Raw genomic sequence first — 13,806 nt, 5'->3', positions numbered from 1 at the left:
TCATCGGGCCGTTGCGGTATGGAAAATTTAGGTAAAAAAAACAGGGCCGATGGCCCTGTTTTTATTTTACTACGCGTAATGCCGGTCGCCCACCGCGCGGAGGCGGCGTGTCATCCGGATCGGTATCGTGGTCGGGTTTATCACCGTCGATAATCGACATCACCGTTTCACTTTCACTCACCGCAGACTCGTCGTTAAGGCTGACGGCGTCTTCATCATACGCAGCTTCTGGCTCAAACATGGTACCCGCGCCGTTTTCACGAGCGTAGATCGCCAGCACAGCGGCCAGCGGCACGTTAACCTGACGCGGCACGCCGCCGAAGCGGGCATTAAAGCGCACTTCGTCGTTTGCCAGTTCCAGAGCACCTACCGCACGTGGGGCGATGTTCAGAACGATTTGTCCGTCACGCGCATATTCCATCGGAACTTGCACGCCCGGTAACGTCACATCCACAACCAGGTGCGGCGTGAGCTGGTTATCCAGCAGCCATTCATAGAAGGCGCGCAGCAGATACGGACGGCGTGGAGACAGCTGTGACATTTCCACAATGATTAGCCCCGGCCGAGACGCATTTCACGTTCGGCTTCAGTCAGAGAAGCCAGGAAAGAGTCGCGCTCAAATACGCGCGTCATATAGCCTTTCAGCTCTTTCGCACCCGGGCCGCTGAACTCAACGCCCATCGTCGGTAAACGCCACAGCAGCGGTGCCAGATAGCAGTCGACCAGGCTGAACTCATCGCTCAGGAAGAACGGACGCTGACCGAACACCGGCGCAATCGCCAGCAGCTCTTCACGCAGCTGTTTACGTGCTGCGTCAGCTTCTGCAGAAGACCCGTTCACAATGACGTTCATCAGCGTGTACCAGTCTTTCTCGATACGCTGCATGTACAGGCGGCTTTCACCACGCGCAACCGGATATACCGGCATCAGCGGCGGATGAGGGAAACGCTCATCCAGATATTCCATAATGATGCGGGATTCCCACAGGGTCAGCTCGCGATCCACCAGCGTTGGTACGCTCTGGTTCGGGTTGAGATCGATCAGATCCTGAGGCGGGTTATCCTTTTCCACATGCTCGATCTCAAAACTGACACCCTTCTCGGCCAGCACGATACGAACCTGATGGCTATAAATGTCAGTAGGACCAGAAAACAGCGTCATTACCGAACGTTTGTTGGCAGCGACAGCCATGAAAACCTCCAGGTATATTCAGAATTTTACTGCTACCAGCCATAGTGGCTAGCCAGTTGTTTTGGCGCCCATCCCAGGAATCTTCCTCGTTGTTCAAAACCTGAACAAAAATCGAGTATTCACCGTTATCTGGGCAGAAAAGTGGATGATAGTTTACCAGATTTTGCGGACTTTGTGGTGAGGGGATTCTGGAAATGCGGAAAAAGAGGTCAGAAATGGGTGTGGAATGTGGATAACCTGGGCGTTACCCATAAAAAAACCCGCCGAAGCGGGTTTTTCGTTAACTGTTGTCTGCCGAAGCAGAATCCAATTAACGCTTGGAGAACTGTGGACGACGACGTGCTTTACGCAGGCCGACTTTCTTACGTTCAACTTCACGAGCATCACGAGTAACGAAGCCCGCTTTACGCAGTTCAGAACGCAGAGATTCGTCGTACTCCATCAGAGCGCGGGTGATACCGTGACGGATCGCACCAGCCTGACCAGAAGTACCACCACCTTTAACGGTGATGTACAGATCGAATTTCTCAACCATATCAACCAGTTCCAGCGGCTGACGAACTACCATGCGGGCAGTTTCACGACCGAAGTACTGTTCCAGAGAACGTTGGTTGATTACGATTTTACCACTGCCCGGTTTGATGAACACGCGAGCGGCGGAGCTTTTGCGGCGACCAGTGCCGTAGTATTGATTTTCAGCCATTGCCTATAATCCCGATTAGATGTCAAGAACTTGCGGTTGCTGTGCCGCGTGGTTGTGCTCGTTACCTGCGTAAACTTTCAGTTTACGGTACATAGCACGACCCAGCGGGCCTTTTGGCAGCATGCCTTTAACCGCGATTTCAATCACACGCTCAGGACGGCGGGCAATCATCTCTTCAAAGGTCGCTTGTTTAATACCGCCGATGTGGCCGGTGTGGTGATAGTACACTTTGTCAGTACGCTTGTTACCGGTTACAGCAACTTTGTCAGCGTTCAGAACGATGATGTAATCACCGGTATCTACGTGCGGAGTGTATTCCGCTTTGTGCTTACCGCGCAGGCGACGAGCCAGTTCGGTAGCCAGACGGCCCAGAGTTTTACCGGTCGCGTCAACAACATACCAGTCGCGTTTTACGGTTTCTGGTTTAGCTGTAAAAGTTTTCATTAAAAGCTTACCCAAGTAAATAAGTTACACGTTGGTGAACACCCAAACGTTTTAGTAGTTGAGGTTCACACGACATTGTCCAGCAAACCTACCCCTTCGAATAGCCTATGCCGGCGCAGAGAAAGTTTTGGGAAAAAACCTTCTTGTAACGTGGGGTCGCAAGATTATAGAGAAGTCGTGGGTAAAGGTCGACCCCTAATTGTGATTTGAGCCGGGTTTTTCCGCGGGGGTGATTATGCGGTCTGATGCCCTCACCCCCAGCCCCTCTCCCACCGGCAGAGGGTGGCATTTAAGGCATATGTTCGCGCTTAAGATACTCTTCGCTTTGCATCTCCTGCAGGCGCGAGAGGCAGCGCTGGAACTCAAACTTCAGCCGCTCCCCCTGATAAACGTCATATAAAGGCACGGCCGCGCTCACCACCAGCTTCACGTGGCGCTCGTAAAACTCATCCACCAGCGCGATAAAGCGGCGGGCTTCGCTCTCCATCAACGACGTCAGCACCGGCACCTCGAACAGCATCACCGTGTGGAACAGGCGCGAGAGCGCAATATAATCATGCTGGCTGCGGGCATCGACGCACAGGGTCGCAAACGACACCGCCAGGGTTTGATTGACCTCGCCCAGGGTTTGTAGCGGGCGATGGTTCACTTCGAGCAGCGTAGCGTTTTCACGTTTGCTGCCGGCCAGCGCCAGCCACAGCTTATCCATCTGCTGCTGTGTGTTGTCATTTAAGGGCGACAGCCACAGGTGGGCCTGAGTGAGGGTTCGCAGGCGGTAATCAACGCCCGCATCAACGTTCATTATCTCGCAGTGGGCTTTGATGGCATCGATAGCGGGCAGGAAACGCGCGCGCTGTAAGCCGTTGCGGTACAGCTCATCCGGCGGGATGTTAGAGGTGGCAACCAGCGTGATGCCGCGCGCAAAAAGCGCTTTCATCAGTCCACCGAGCAGCATTGCATCGGTAATGTCTGAGACAAAAAACTCATCAAAACACAGGACATCGGTTTCGGCTTTAAAGCGTTCGGCAACAATATCCAGCGGATCGCTGTGGCCCTGCAATGCCGTCAGCTCCTCATGCACCCGCAGCATAAAACGGTGAAAGTGCAGACGCTGCTTACGCGTACCCGGCAGGCTCTGATAAAACAGATCCATCAGCCAGGTTTTGCCCCGCCCGACCCCGCCCCACATATATAAACCGCGCGCTGGCGTGGCGGTTTGCGGCTCTTTTTTCCCCAGCAATCGGCCAAACGCCGCTTTTAATCCACCAGCAGACGCAACCTCTGCGGTTGGCCGGGTGACCAGCGCCTGGTAGATACTGTCCAGACGCGCGACCGCTTCACGCTGCACATCGTCTGGCTGATGGGAACCCTCATTAAGGGCCTGCTGGTAACGCGATGTGGGGGAGAGACTTTGCATAATCTTATTGTTATTCCTTCAATTAATACCCGTCATACTGCGCAGTTGACGAAAAAAAGGCCGTTCTACAGTACGCGATGATACGGCGGGATTCCACTTCTACGGGAATAGCGGTTATAGTGGCATAATCAGGCACAGGCATGGAGCCGAGCCAACACCCTACGGAACCACAAGATAACGGGAGAAGTTCATGACCTGGGAATATGCGCTAATCGGTTTAGTCGTCGGCATCGCTATTGGTGCTGTGGCCATGCGTTTTGGTAATCGCAAATTGCGTCAGCAACAGGCCTTACAGTACGAACTGGAAAAGAACAAAGCCGATCTGGAAGAGTATCGTGAAGAGCTGGTAAGCCACTTTGCCCGCAGCGCCGAACTGCTGGACAACATGGCCGATGATTACCGTCAGCTGTACCAGCACATGGCGAAAAGCTCCAGCAGCCTGCTGCCAGAGATGAGCGCGGAAGCCAACCCATTCCGTAACCGCCTGGCTGAATCCGAAGCCGGTAACGACCAGGCGCCGGTACAGATGCCACGTGATTACTCCGACGGCGCGTCCGGCCTGCTGCGCAATGGCGTGAAACGCGGTTAACCTCACATCACAAATATATTTTACGGGCGCAGCCGTTGCGCCCGTCCTTTCTTCCCTACCCCAGCTATTATTTAGTCAAACACCTCATTGTTCGGCATTTTAAAATTCAATAATATCAGACTGTTTTGGGGCCGTTATTCCTTCATCCAGGTTGCGAGAGCCAGCATAAATGAACAAAAAAAATCAGCTGTTGAGCGCGTTAGCATTGAGCATTGGATTATCCCTGTCGGCCACGTATCCGGTGGCTGCCGCTATCCCTTCGCAGGTACCGGGTCAGGCTGCGCTGCCTAGCCTGGCGCCGATGCTGGAAAAAGTCTTGCCCGCCGTCGTGAGCGTGAAGGTCGAAGGTACCGCCGTGCAAAGCCAGCGCGTCCCGGAAGAGTTAAAAAAGTATTTTGGCGATGACACCCCGGATCAGGCACAGCCCTTTGAAGGGCTGGGATCGGGCGTAGTCATTGATGCGGCTAAAGGCTATGTACTGACCAACAATCACGTTATCAGCCAGGCGGATAAAATCAGCGTGCAGATGAACGACGGTCGCGAGTTCGAAGCCAGGCTGATTGGCGGCGACGATCAGAGCGATATTGCCCTGCTGCAGCTACAGAACCCTACCGGCCTGACGCAAATTGCCATTGCCGACTCCGATAAACTGCGCGTGGGTGATTTCGCCGTCGCAGTCGGTAACCCGTTCGGTCTGGGCCAGACGGCCACCTCCGGCATTATCTCGGCCCTGGGCCGCAGCGGGTTAAACCTTGAAGGGCTGGAGAACTTTATCCAGACCGATGCCTCTATTAACCGCGGCAACTCCGGCGGCGCGCTGCTGAATCTGAACGGCGAACTGATCGGCATCAACACCGCTATTCTCGCCCCCGGCGGCGGCAGCGTCGGGATTGGCTTCGCCATTCCGAGCAACATGGCCCGCACGCTGGCACAGCAGCTGATTCAGTTTGGTGAAGTGAAGCGCGGCCTGCTGGGCATTAAAGGTATGGAGATGAGCGCGGATATCGCGAAGGCGTTTAATCTGAATGTACAGCGCGGCGCCTTTGTCAGCGAAGTCTTACCGAATTCCGGCTCGGCAAAAGCGGGCGTGAAGTCCGGGGATGTGATTGTCAGCCTGAATGATAAGCCGCTCAACAGCTTTGCCGAATTGCGCTCACGTATCGCCACCACCGAGCCCGGTGCCGTGGTTAAGCTCGGCCTGCTGCGCGACGGTAAACCGCTTGATGTGCAGGTCACGCTGGATAAAAGTACCTCTTCCTCCGCCAGTGCCGAGATGATTGCACCCGCACTGCAGGGCGCAACGCTGAGTGACGGGCAGCTAAAGGACGGCACGAAAGGCATCACCCTCAACAGCGTAGAGAAAAGCAGCCCGGCGGCGCAGGCAGGGCTTCATCAGGATGATGTGATTATCGGGGTGAACCGCACGCGCGTGCAGTCCATCGCCGAAATGCGCAAAGTACTGGAGAGCAAACCGTCGATCATCGCCCTGCAGATCGTGCGCGGCAATGACACCCTTTATATTCTGCTGCGTTAAGCATTGATGTATCCGGACATCGCCGCGTGTGATGTCCGGATAAGTCATGCTATGCTGCTTGCGATCTTCCCTTAACGACGCCCGTATCATGGTTTTAAAGCTCATTCGTTCGGTCGCCATCGGCCTGGTTGTCGGTGGCCTGTTACTGGTCGCCATGCCCTCTTTACGTCAGTTTAATCAACTGGCGGCACCGCAATTTGACAGCGCGGATGAAACACCTGCCAGTTACAATCAGGCGGTGCGCCGCGCCGCGCCTGCGGTTGTTAACGTCTATAACCGCGGGATGAACAGCACCAGCCATAATCAGTTGGAGATCCGCACCCTGGGATCCGGGGTGATCATGGATGAGCGTGGCTACATCATTACCAATAAACACGTGATCAACGATGCCGATCAAATCATCGTTGCTCTGCAGGATGGGCGCGTCTTTGAAGCCCTGCTGGTAGGTTCAGATACGCTGACCGACCTCGCGGTGCTGAAAATTACGGCCACCGGCGGTTTGCCGGTGATCCCAATTAACCGTAAACGCTCGCCCCATATCGGTGACGTGGTGCTGGCGATCGGGAACCCGTATAACCTCGGGCAGACCATCACTCAGGGGATTATCAGCGCCACCGGGCGTATTGGCCTGAACCCTTCCGGACGGCAGAATTTCCTGCAGACCGATGCCTCAATCAACCATGGGAACTCCGGCGGGGCGCTGGTGAACTCGCTGGGCGAGCTGATGGGGATCAACACCCTCTCCTTTGATAAGAGCAACGACGGAGAAACCCCCGAAGGGATCGGCTTTGCGATCCCGTTCCAGCTGGCGAACAAGATTATGGATAAGCTGATCCGCGACGGACGGGTGATCCGCGGCTATATCGGCATTGGCGGGCGTGAGATTGCGCCGATGCATGTTCAGGGCGGCGGCATCGATCAGATACAGGGCATTGTGGTCAACGAAGTAACGACCGGCGGCCCGGCAGCGGAAGCGGGTATGTTGGTCAACGATGTCATCGTCTCGGTTAACGGTAAGCCGGCGCTGTCAGCACTGGAAACCATGGACCAGGTGGCGGAAATTAGACCAGGTTCAATCATCCCGGTAGAAGTGATGCGCGATGATAAGAAGCTGACGCTGCAGGTGACCATTCAAGAGTACCCGGCAACAAACTAAACCCGCAGGCAATAAAAAACCGGAATTTCTCCGGTTTTTTATTGCCCTGATGGGATGCGAGTCGGTTATTTATTCACGAACTCTTCGCCCAGAACGATATCGTTCTTCAGCGTGTCCAGCATACCCACCATCGCCTGCTGCTCAAACGCGCTCAGGGTGCCGATAGACTGACGCTCTTCGATGCCGTTTTTGCCCAGCAGCAGTGGCTGAGAGAAGAAGCGCGCATGCTCGCCGTCACCTTCAACGTAAGCACATTCCACAACGCCTTTCTCGCCCTGCAGGGCGCGCACCAGAGACAGACCGAAACGGGCTGCTGCCTGGCCCATAGACAGGGTTGCAGAACCGCCACCCGCCTTCGCTTCCACCACTTCGGTGCCAGCGTTCTGGATACGTTTGGTCAGGTCAGCCACTTCCTGCTCGGTGAAGCTCACGCCTGGGATCTGGGACAACAGTGGCAGAATGGTCACGCCAGAGTGGCCGCCGATAACCGGGACGTCCAGTTCGGTAGGCTGTTTGCCTTTCAGTTCCGCGACAAAGGTGTTGGAGCGGATAATGTCCAGCGTGGTCACGCCAAACAGTTTGTTCTTGTCGTACACGCCCGCTTTTTTCAGCACTTCTGCTGCAATCGCCACGGTGGTGTTAACCGGGTTAGTGATGATACCAATACAGGCTTTTGGACAGGTGGTCGCCACCTGTTGGATCAGATTCTTCACGATACCGGCGTTCACGTTGAACAGGTCGGAGCGATCCATACCCGGTTTACGCGCCACGCCTGCGGAGATCAGCACCACATCTGCGCCTTCGAGCGCTGGACGCGCATCTTCACCGCAGAAGCCTTTAATTTTAACGGCCGTCGGGATGTGGCTCAGGTCAACCGCCACACCAGGGGTTACCGGAGCAATATCGTACAGGGAGAGTTCTGAGCCTGCAGGCAGCTGAGTTTTCAGTAGTAGGGCAAGCGCCTGGCCGATACCGCCAGCAGCGCCGAGGACTGCGACTTTCATCCTAAACTCCTTATTATGGTGAGCTAACTTTCTGTTACTCCGTCGCGGCGACCTTAATTCAGCAGATCTATAATTACAATCTTCGTCATTCCAGAATTTGGGGTCACGCGCTTTTTGCATCTGCCAGAAGGCTATCAGGCGTTATGCGCTAACTAAGCAACGAATTCAGAGGGAGCTACAATACACCCACGCCAGCCACCAAAACAACATCATTTTGATAACATTTAATTTACTTTTAAGGTTATTTGCGAGGCGTGACGCAGGCATGTTCCTTGATAACGAATTTTGATAAAATCACTCCCTTTCATAACATTATTTCAGCCTAAGATTGGGCAGATAGTTTGCATAAAAATTCATCCATGTGCATAATAATGTTGTTTCTACCGCTATATTTCGGGTGATTTATGCGAATCTCTTCTAAACAAGAAGAATTGGTCAAAGCGTTTAAAGCGCTGCTTAAAGAAGAAAAATTCAGCTCTCAGGGTGAGATCGTGCTGGCCCTGCAGGAAGAGGGCTTCGAAAACATTAACCAGTCAAAAGTCTCCCGCATGTTAACCAAATTCGGCGCGGTGCGTACCCGCAACGCCAAAATGGAGATGGTCTACTGCCTGCCTGCTGAGCTGGGCGTACCGACAACCTCAAGCCCGCTGAAGAATCTGGTGCTGGATATCGATTACAACGCCGCCGTCGTGGTGATCCATACCAGCCCTGGTGCAGCTCAGCTGATAGCCCGTCTGCTTGATTCATTAGGTAAAGCAGAAGGCATTCTGGGAACCATTGCGGGTGACGACACCATCTTTACGACACCGGCTAACGGCTTCTCGGTGAAAGATCTCTACGAAGCCATTCTGGTATTGTTCGAACAGGAACTCTGATCCCGCTCCCCTGCTGCACACTGTCGCGGGGGATCTTCTGCTCCTACCTCGTTTCACACTACATTCCGTTATCTTTCCTTTAACAAATAGTGCGTTTTATCGCCCCAACACATTCACGCAGTGAATGTCAGAACCATGAACCGCACGAATAATCAAATTCATCTATACTCCTGAATTTAAAGATAATAGTGGCCATTCAAGGCTGAGTTCCTCTCTTTTTTATTCATTCTGGTTATAACGCGGCAGTCACTTAAAACATAATCACACAGTTTATAATTAGCATGGTATTAATTTTTGCCGTGATTAGTGTATACTTGATTTTGTGATGAGGGTCACGAAACACCGACCCCAGTAAAGAATATGACGAGGAAAAGAATCATGAAAATCAAAACTACTGTTGCCGTACTGAGCGTTCTGTCAGTCCTGTCTTTCGGTGCATTTGCTGCCGACTCTATCAATGCTGAACAGGCGCAATCTCGCGAAGCTATCGGTACGGTGTCCATCGGTGCAGTGGGTACATCGCCAATGGATATGAACCAGATGCTGAATAAAAAAGCACAAGAACAGGGTGCCACTTCTTATCGCGTGATTGAAGCGCGTACCGGTGACCACTGGCATGCAACAGCTGAGCTGTACAAATAAGTTCTGCAAAAAAACGAAATATCGCCAACGACACCAGGCATAAAAATAGCGGTACAACCCTTCTCGTCGTTGATCCGACCCGATTAAGGAGTAAAGACTATGAACACTAAATTAATTATCGCCACCCTCGGTTTAGCTTCCGTTCTCTCTTTTGGTGCCAGCGCAGCTGTGCATCAGGTGAACGCTGAACAGGCTCAAGGCCTGCAATCTATGGGTAGCATCGCCGTTACTGAAGTGTCCGGCTCTCCAATGGATATCCGTCAGGCACTGGTAGCAAAAGCTGAAAAAGCCGGTGCCAGCAGCTATCGCGTCACCGAGCTGAACGCGGGCGACCATTGGCACGCAACGGCTGAGCTGTACAAATAAACCCTCGTCGTATTGACTACGACTTGCCCCTGCCTGTCAGGGGCTTTTTTATGCCTATTCCGGACGGACGTTAAAGCGAATCTGCCCTTCCAGCTCCTCTTCTGCCTCATCAAACAGCAAAATCAGCGCGCCAAACCGCCTGCGCAGCTTATCCGGTAAATGGACGAATTCAATTTCCAGCGGGAGCGGAAGCTGATTACCCATCACCATCTCCCACAGGGAATCCAGATTCGTTACGCGTCCTCTTTCCAGGCCAAAGGTTCGGGAAAACTCACGATAGAAGTCCTCCTGACTGTCGATTTCATCAAAATCAAACGTATAGATATTCATTGCCAGCCACCCCGTCCCGCTGGGCGGCTGATGCCGCCCTGTCGATTATAATCCCCCGATGTGCAGGGTTTTCACTTCCAGGAACTCCTCCAGTCCCAGTACTGACCCTTCTCGCCCGAGGCCCGACTCTTTGACGCCGCCAAACGGCCCAAGCTCGGTAGAGACCGCGCACTCGTTAACGCCGATCATCCCGCTTTCAATGGCCTGCGAGACGCGGAACACGCGCTGCAGGTTTTGGGTATAGAAATAGGCCGCCAGGCCAAAGGGGGTATTATTGGCGCGCTGAATCACTTCATCTTCAGAAGTAAAGCGGAAGCAGGCCGCAACCGGGCCAAAGGTTTCTTCACTGGCGAGCTTCATGCCCTCATGACAATCCCCCAGCACCGTCGGCTGCCAGAAGTTGCCGCCCAGAGCATGCGCTTTGCCACCCGCCAGAACGGTTGCTCCTTTTTCTACCGCATCCTCTACGTGCTCGCGGACCTTGGCCACTGCCGATGCTTCAATCAGCGGCCCCACCACCGTGCCCTCTTCCAGCCCGTTCCCCACTTTTAAGGCGCTGACCGCCGAGGCGAGCTTGCTGACGAAATCGTCATACACCGACTCGTGAATGTAGAAGCGGTTGACGCTGACGCAGACCTGGCCCGCATTGCGGAATTTATTGGCGATGGCGCCTTTCACGGCCGCATCGATATCGGCATCGTCAAAGACGATGTACGGCGCGTTACCGCCCAGCTCCATAGAGACTTTTTTCATGGTCTCGGCGGAATTACGCACCAGCGTTTTGCCCACCGCGGTCGACCCGGTAAACGAAATTTTCCGCACCTCATGGCTGGCCATGATCGCATCGCTGATCTGCTGGGTGTTGCCCGCCACCGCGTTGAGCACCCCATCAGGGACACCAGCCTTCTTCGCGAGGGTAAGCAGCGCAAACGCGCTGAGCGGAGTGTTGTTCGCCGGTTTGATGACCCCGGTACAACCTGCGGCCAGCGCGGGGCCGAGCTTACGGGTCAGCATCGCCATCGGGAAATTCCACGGCGTAATGGCGGCGACTACGCCAATCGGTTCGCGCGTTGCCAGAATGCGCGAGCCCGCTTTAGCAGGCGGGATGATTTCGCCGTTCGCACGCTTGGCCTGCTCGGCAAACCACTGAATAAAGCTCGCGGCGTACTCGACTTCGCCTTCCGCCTCCTTCAGCGGTTTGCCCTGCTCGGTGGTCATCAGCTGACCAAGCCACTGCTTGTTCTCAATGATTAACTCGTACCAACGATAAAGGATGGTCGAGCGCTCTTTCGCGGTTTTGGCCCGCCACGCCGGGAAAGCGCGGCTTGCGGCGGCGATGGCCTCTTCCGTCTCTTTTTTACCGGCTTTCGCTACCTGGGCGATCACCGCGCCGGTGGCCGGATTAAGCACATCAAAGGTTGTGTCGAGGGTTTTCCATACGCCATCAACCAGATAGCCTGTCTGAAAGAGCGCACTGTCCTGCAGAGCCTGGGTAGTCATGTATCCTCCCTTTCTGGATTTATGAGCTTGCCCGGTAAGTATAGCTACAAAAAACCGCCGTTTATGACGTCGGTTTTGAGGGTAATCAGCTGTCGATCAGCGCATGCTGGTAGCGGTGCAGCATCCCTACCAGTCTTGTAACCGGCTCGGTGACCTGCGGCGGCGCTTGCCAGATCCGCAGCTTTTCCTGATAGATATCCAGCTCTTCCAGCAGTTGGGCAAAGTAGCGCCGCCGTTTATCGTCATTCGAGGCACTAATCACCTGATCAGCGGTGCGTCGAAGCTGGTGGTGATACGCCGAGAGGTCGTCGTTGACCGGTATCGGGGCATTGCGCAGACGCTGGTGGGCGATGATCAGCGTCAGGGCCAGGCGAAACCTGGCGACATCGCCCGGGAATTTCGTCAGCAGTAAAAAAAGTTGCTGATACAGCGCCGGGAGATGGTTCTCTTTACGCCGGGCGGTGTTAGTGGTCATCGCCGACACCGCCGCAAAGACAAACTGGTTCAGCAGCACCCGACCGGTTCGCGCCTGGGAGTTATCGCGCACCAGCAGGATCACCATCATCGCCAGGAAACAGCCGACGATTTGCCCCAGCGCGCTGTCCAGAAACTGGCTGAAGTGAAACGTCATCGGGTTATCCAGCACCAGAATATTGATGGTACTCGCCAGCGCCCCCAGCGAGCCAAGGCGTCGTTTCTGCACTTCGATGCCGATAAAGAAGGCCATCACAGCAAGACTGATGCACAGCAGCAGCATGCTTTGCTGGGTCGAGGGCAGCACCACCAGGAAATAAAACGCCCCCAACGGGAGTGCCGCCAGCGTACCGTACAGAAAATCGAGCGCCACCATCCGCGGGTTGGGTAAGCGCATTGCCAGCGACGTGACCACGGCAATCATCACCATCGCGCCGCTGCCGGAGGTCCAGCCGGTCCACAGCCAGAACAGCGTGCCGAGCATACAGGCAAGGGTTGTTCGCCAGAAGTTGACCATCGCATGATGGCGTTCCGCCGACTCGGCTTTGATCACCACTTCGCCCTGCAACACCTCTTCTTCCGTGGCGCTGATTTTGGTGTTGCTGACCACGCCGCGTTTGAGCAGAAGATAGCGCGTCGCCGCCCCGACCCAGCTGTAGAGGGTCACCGGGGTGTCGCGCTCGCCGGTCCAGGCGATCACCCGCCGCATGCGCTTCAGCTGCTTATGCACGTCCTGAACGGTTGCGACGGGCGTTTCGAACAGTTCGCGGAAGGTATCGGTGATCGCCTCCGGGCGCGTGTTTTGAATCAGGTAGGTTTCGCAGGCCTGAGTGATCAGGGTCAGCGACACGGTATTGATCGCTTTCAGACGGCGATTGGCCCGCGACCAGCGGGAAGACTCCATGTTCAGGTTGCTGCGCATCCCTTCCAGCGCGGCGGTGCGACGAACCAGCGCACCCCAGGCGTTATCCATCTCTTCGCTGTCACCGTGCCTGATGCACAGCTGCATCAGCTGGTACTGGGCGACGATCAGCGCATCCAGCTCCCGATCCACTTCCTGCTTGATTGAGCGGGGGGAGAACAGCAGATCCGCGACGATCGCGCAGACAATCCCCAGCACGATCTCGCTGCAGCGCTCTAATGCGAACTGCGGGGTCAGCAGCGGATTGGCCTGAATGGTGATGATGATGATCAGCGCCGTGTAGCCGGAAAGCCCCCACGCATAGGAGTTTTCAACCCGCACCAGGGAGGAGATCCAGGTACAGAAACCGGCCCAGATACAGCACACCATCAGCATCAGCAGCGGCGTGCGGATCATCAGAATAATGATCGTCAGCGCGGCAATACAGCCAATAAAGGTACCGACGATACGTAGCATCCCGCGATAGCGAATTGCACCGGAGTACGGTTCCCCCCCTGCCGCAAATGCCGGACCCGCGGCAACAAGCGCCGCCGTCAGTACCGCCCAGCGGGGCGTTTCTAGCTGAAAGTGGAACCCGACAAACAGCGCCAACACGATGGCGCAGGCCAGCTTAACCGCAAAGCGCAGGTGCTGGCTGGCGATGGAAAAAATGCCCATAG

Annotated in this window: 15 protein-coding genes; 6 read left to right on the top strand and 9 right to left on the bottom strand. The window is 55.0% G+C overall.

Annotated features, from left to right (window positions below; translation table 11 throughout):
• Nucleotides 1–61: 61 nt before the first annotated feature.
• From sspB to zapE, 5 genes are all read right to left on the bottom strand, one after another.
• Nucleotides 62–547, bottom strand: a complete 486-nt coding sequence (sspB, locus tag M8014_RS21130; RefSeq protein ID WP_271284337.1) for a ClpXP protease specificity-enhancing factor — start codon at nucleotides 545–547, stop codon at nucleotides 62–64.
• A gap of 5 nt (nucleotides 548–552) precedes the next feature.
• Complete coding sequence (gene sspA, locus M8014_RS21125; RefSeq protein WP_271284336.1) at nucleotides 553–1,191, bottom strand: stringent starvation protein SspA; 639 nt, start codon at nucleotides 1,189–1,191, stop codon at nucleotides 553–555.
• Between the two features lie 310 nt (nucleotides 1,192–1,501).
• Nucleotides 1,502–1,894, bottom strand: a complete 393-nt coding sequence (rpsI, locus tag M8014_RS21120) for a 30S ribosomal protein S9 (protein WP_271284335.1) — start codon at nucleotides 1,892–1,894, stop codon at nucleotides 1,502–1,504.
• 15 nt (nucleotides 1,895–1,909) lie between these two features.
• Nucleotides 1,910–2,338, bottom strand: a complete 429-nt coding sequence (gene rplM, locus M8014_RS21115) for a 50S ribosomal protein L13 (protein WP_024551131.1) — start codon at nucleotides 2,336–2,338, stop codon at nucleotides 1,910–1,912.
• A 289-nt stretch (nucleotides 2,339–2,627) separates the two neighbouring features.
• Entirely contained in the window at nucleotides 2,628–3,755 is a 1,128-nt protein-coding gene (gene zapE, locus M8014_RS21110; protein WP_271284334.1) for a cell division protein ZapE, read from the bottom strand.
• Nucleotides 3,756–3,945: 190 nt separating this feature from the next.
• Between zapE and zapG the strand changes: the two genes are divergently transcribed.
• The 3 genes from zapG to degS all read left to right on the top strand — a co-directional run bounded on the left by zapG (nucleotide 3,946) and on the right by degS (nucleotide 7,034).
• Nucleotides 3,946–4,344 carry a Z-ring associated protein ZapG gene (gene zapG, locus M8014_RS21105; RefSeq protein WP_271284333.1) on the top strand — a complete coding sequence of 133 codons (399 nt, stop codon included), beginning with the start codon at nucleotides 3,946–3,948 and terminating at the stop codon, nucleotides 4,342–4,344.
• Nucleotides 4,345–4,513: 169 nt separating this feature from the next.
• Nucleotides 4,514–5,878 carry a serine endoprotease DegQ gene (gene degQ, locus M8014_RS21100; protein WP_271284332.1) on the top strand — a complete coding sequence of 455 codons (1,365 nt, stop codon included), beginning with the start codon at nucleotides 4,514–4,516 and terminating at the stop codon, nucleotides 5,876–5,878.
• An 88-nt stretch (nucleotides 5,879–5,966) separates the two neighbouring features.
• Nucleotides 5,967–7,034, top strand: coding sequence for an outer membrane-stress sensor serine endopeptidase DegS (degS, locus tag M8014_RS21095; protein ID WP_271284331.1), 1,068 nt, complete (start codon nucleotides 5,967–5,969; stop codon nucleotides 7,032–7,034).
• Nucleotides 7,035–7,099: 65 nt separating this feature from the next.
• Here degS and mdh read toward each other — a convergent pair whose 3' ends face one another.
• A complete protein-coding gene (gene mdh / locus M8014_RS21090) occupies nucleotides 7,100–8,038 on the bottom strand; it encodes a malate dehydrogenase (protein ID WP_271268352.1) in 939 nt (312 codons plus the stop codon).
• 404 nt (nucleotides 8,039–8,442) lie between these two features.
• On the opposite strand from mdh, the gene argR reads away from it, so the two are divergent.
• The 3 genes from argR (at nucleotide 8,443) to yhcN (M8014_RS21075) (ending at nucleotide 9,921) form a co-directional block, all read left to right on the top strand.
• Nucleotides 8,443–8,913 (top strand): transcriptional regulator ArgR, encoded by a 471-nt coding sequence (argR, locus tag M8014_RS21085; protein WP_271284330.1) that lies wholly within the window; start codon nucleotides 8,443–8,445, stop codon nucleotides 8,911–8,913.
• 378 nt (nucleotides 8,914–9,291) lie between these two features.
• Nucleotides 9,292–9,555 (top strand): peroxide/acid stress response protein YhcN, encoded by a 264-nt coding sequence (yhcN, locus tag M8014_RS21080; RefSeq protein WP_271284329.1) that lies wholly within the window; start codon nucleotides 9,292–9,294, stop codon nucleotides 9,553–9,555.
• A gap of 99 nt (nucleotides 9,556–9,654) precedes the next feature.
• A complete protein-coding gene (yhcN, locus tag M8014_RS21075) occupies nucleotides 9,655–9,921 on the top strand; it encodes a peroxide/acid stress response protein YhcN (RefSeq protein ID WP_271284328.1) in 267 nt (88 codons plus the stop codon).
• Between the two features lie 54 nt (nucleotides 9,922–9,975).
• Here yhcN (M8014_RS21075) and M8014_RS21070 read toward each other — a convergent pair whose 3' ends face one another.
• The 3 genes from M8014_RS21070 to aaeB form a co-directional block, all read right to left on the bottom strand.
• On the bottom strand, nucleotides 9,976–10,251 hold the full coding sequence (locus M8014_RS21070; RefSeq protein ID WP_271284327.1) for a barstar family protein: 276 nt from the start codon (nucleotides 10,249–10,251) through the stop codon (nucleotides 9,976–9,978).
• A gap of 45 nt (nucleotides 10,252–10,296) precedes the next feature.
• Nucleotides 10,297–11,751 (bottom strand): NAD-dependent succinate-semialdehyde dehydrogenase, encoded by a 1,455-nt coding sequence (locus M8014_RS21065; RefSeq protein ID WP_271284326.1) that lies wholly within the window; start codon nucleotides 11,749–11,751, stop codon nucleotides 10,297–10,299.
• A gap of 85 nt (nucleotides 11,752–11,836) precedes the next feature.
• Nucleotides 11,837–13,804: a p-hydroxybenzoic acid efflux pump subunit AaeB gene (aaeB, locus tag M8014_RS21060; RefSeq protein ID WP_271284325.1), complete on the bottom strand. Its 1,968-nt coding sequence runs from the start codon at nucleotides 13,802–13,804 to the stop codon at nucleotides 11,837–11,839.
• Between the last annotated feature and the right edge of the window lie 2 nt (nucleotides 13,805–13,806).

It is taken from the genome of Silvania hatchlandensis (genome assembly GCF_025564065.1).
GTDB classification, from domain to species: Bacteria; Pseudomonadota; Gammaproteobacteria; order Enterobacterales; family Enterobacteriaceae; genus Enterobacter; species Enterobacter hatchlandensis.
The sequence above is the reverse complement of the archived record's forward strand: the minus strand, read 5'-3'. Positions and strand labels throughout refer to the sequence as shown.

Coding starts and splice junctions, on each gene's coding strand:
- sspA (WP_271284336.1), bottom strand. CDS start 1,191: ATGGCTGTCGCTGCCAACAAACGTTCGGTAATGACGCTGTTTTCTGGT.
- zapE (WP_271284334.1), bottom strand. CDS start 3,755: ATGCAAAGTCTCTCCCCCACATCGCGTTACCAGCAGGCCCTTAATGAG.
- yhcN (WP_271284329.1), top strand. CDS start 9,292: ATGAAAATCAAAACTACTGTTGCCGTACTGAGCGTTCTGTCAGTCCTG.
- degS (WP_271284331.1), top strand. CDS start 5,967: ATGGTTTTAAAGCTCATTCGTTCGGTCGCCATCGGCCTGGTTGTCGGT.
- aaeB (WP_271284325.1), bottom strand. CDS start 13,804: ATGGGCATTTTTTCCATCGCCAGCCAGCACCTGCGCTTTGCGGTTAAG.
- yhcN (WP_271284328.1), top strand. CDS start 9,655: ATGAACACTAAATTAATTATCGCCACCCTCGGTTTAGCTTCCGTTCTC.
- degQ (WP_271284332.1), top strand. CDS start 4,514: ATGAACAAAAAAAATCAGCTGTTGAGCGCGTTAGCATTGAGCATTGGA.
- M8014_RS21070 (WP_271284327.1), bottom strand. CDS start 10,251: ATGAATATCTATACGTTTGATTTTGATGAAATCGACAGTCAGGAGGAC.
- zapG (WP_271284333.1), top strand. CDS start 3,946: ATGACCTGGGAATATGCGCTAATCGGTTTAGTCGTCGGCATCGCTATT.
- rplM (WP_024551131.1), bottom strand. CDS start 2,338: ATGAAAACTTTTACAGCTAAACCAGAAACCGTAAAACGCGACTGGTAT.
- argR (WP_271284330.1), top strand. CDS start 8,443: ATGCGAATCTCTTCTAAACAAGAAGAATTGGTCAAAGCGTTTAAAGCG.
- mdh (WP_271268352.1), bottom strand. CDS start 8,038: ATGAAAGTCGCAGTCCTCGGCGCTGCTGGCGGTATCGGCCAGGCGCTT.
- M8014_RS21065 (WP_271284326.1), bottom strand. CDS start 11,751: ATGACTACCCAGGCTCTGCAGGACAGTGCGCTCTTTCAGACAGGCTAT.
- rpsI (WP_271284335.1), bottom strand. CDS start 1,894: ATGGCTGAAAATCAATACTACGGCACTGGTCGCCGCAAAAGCTCCGCC.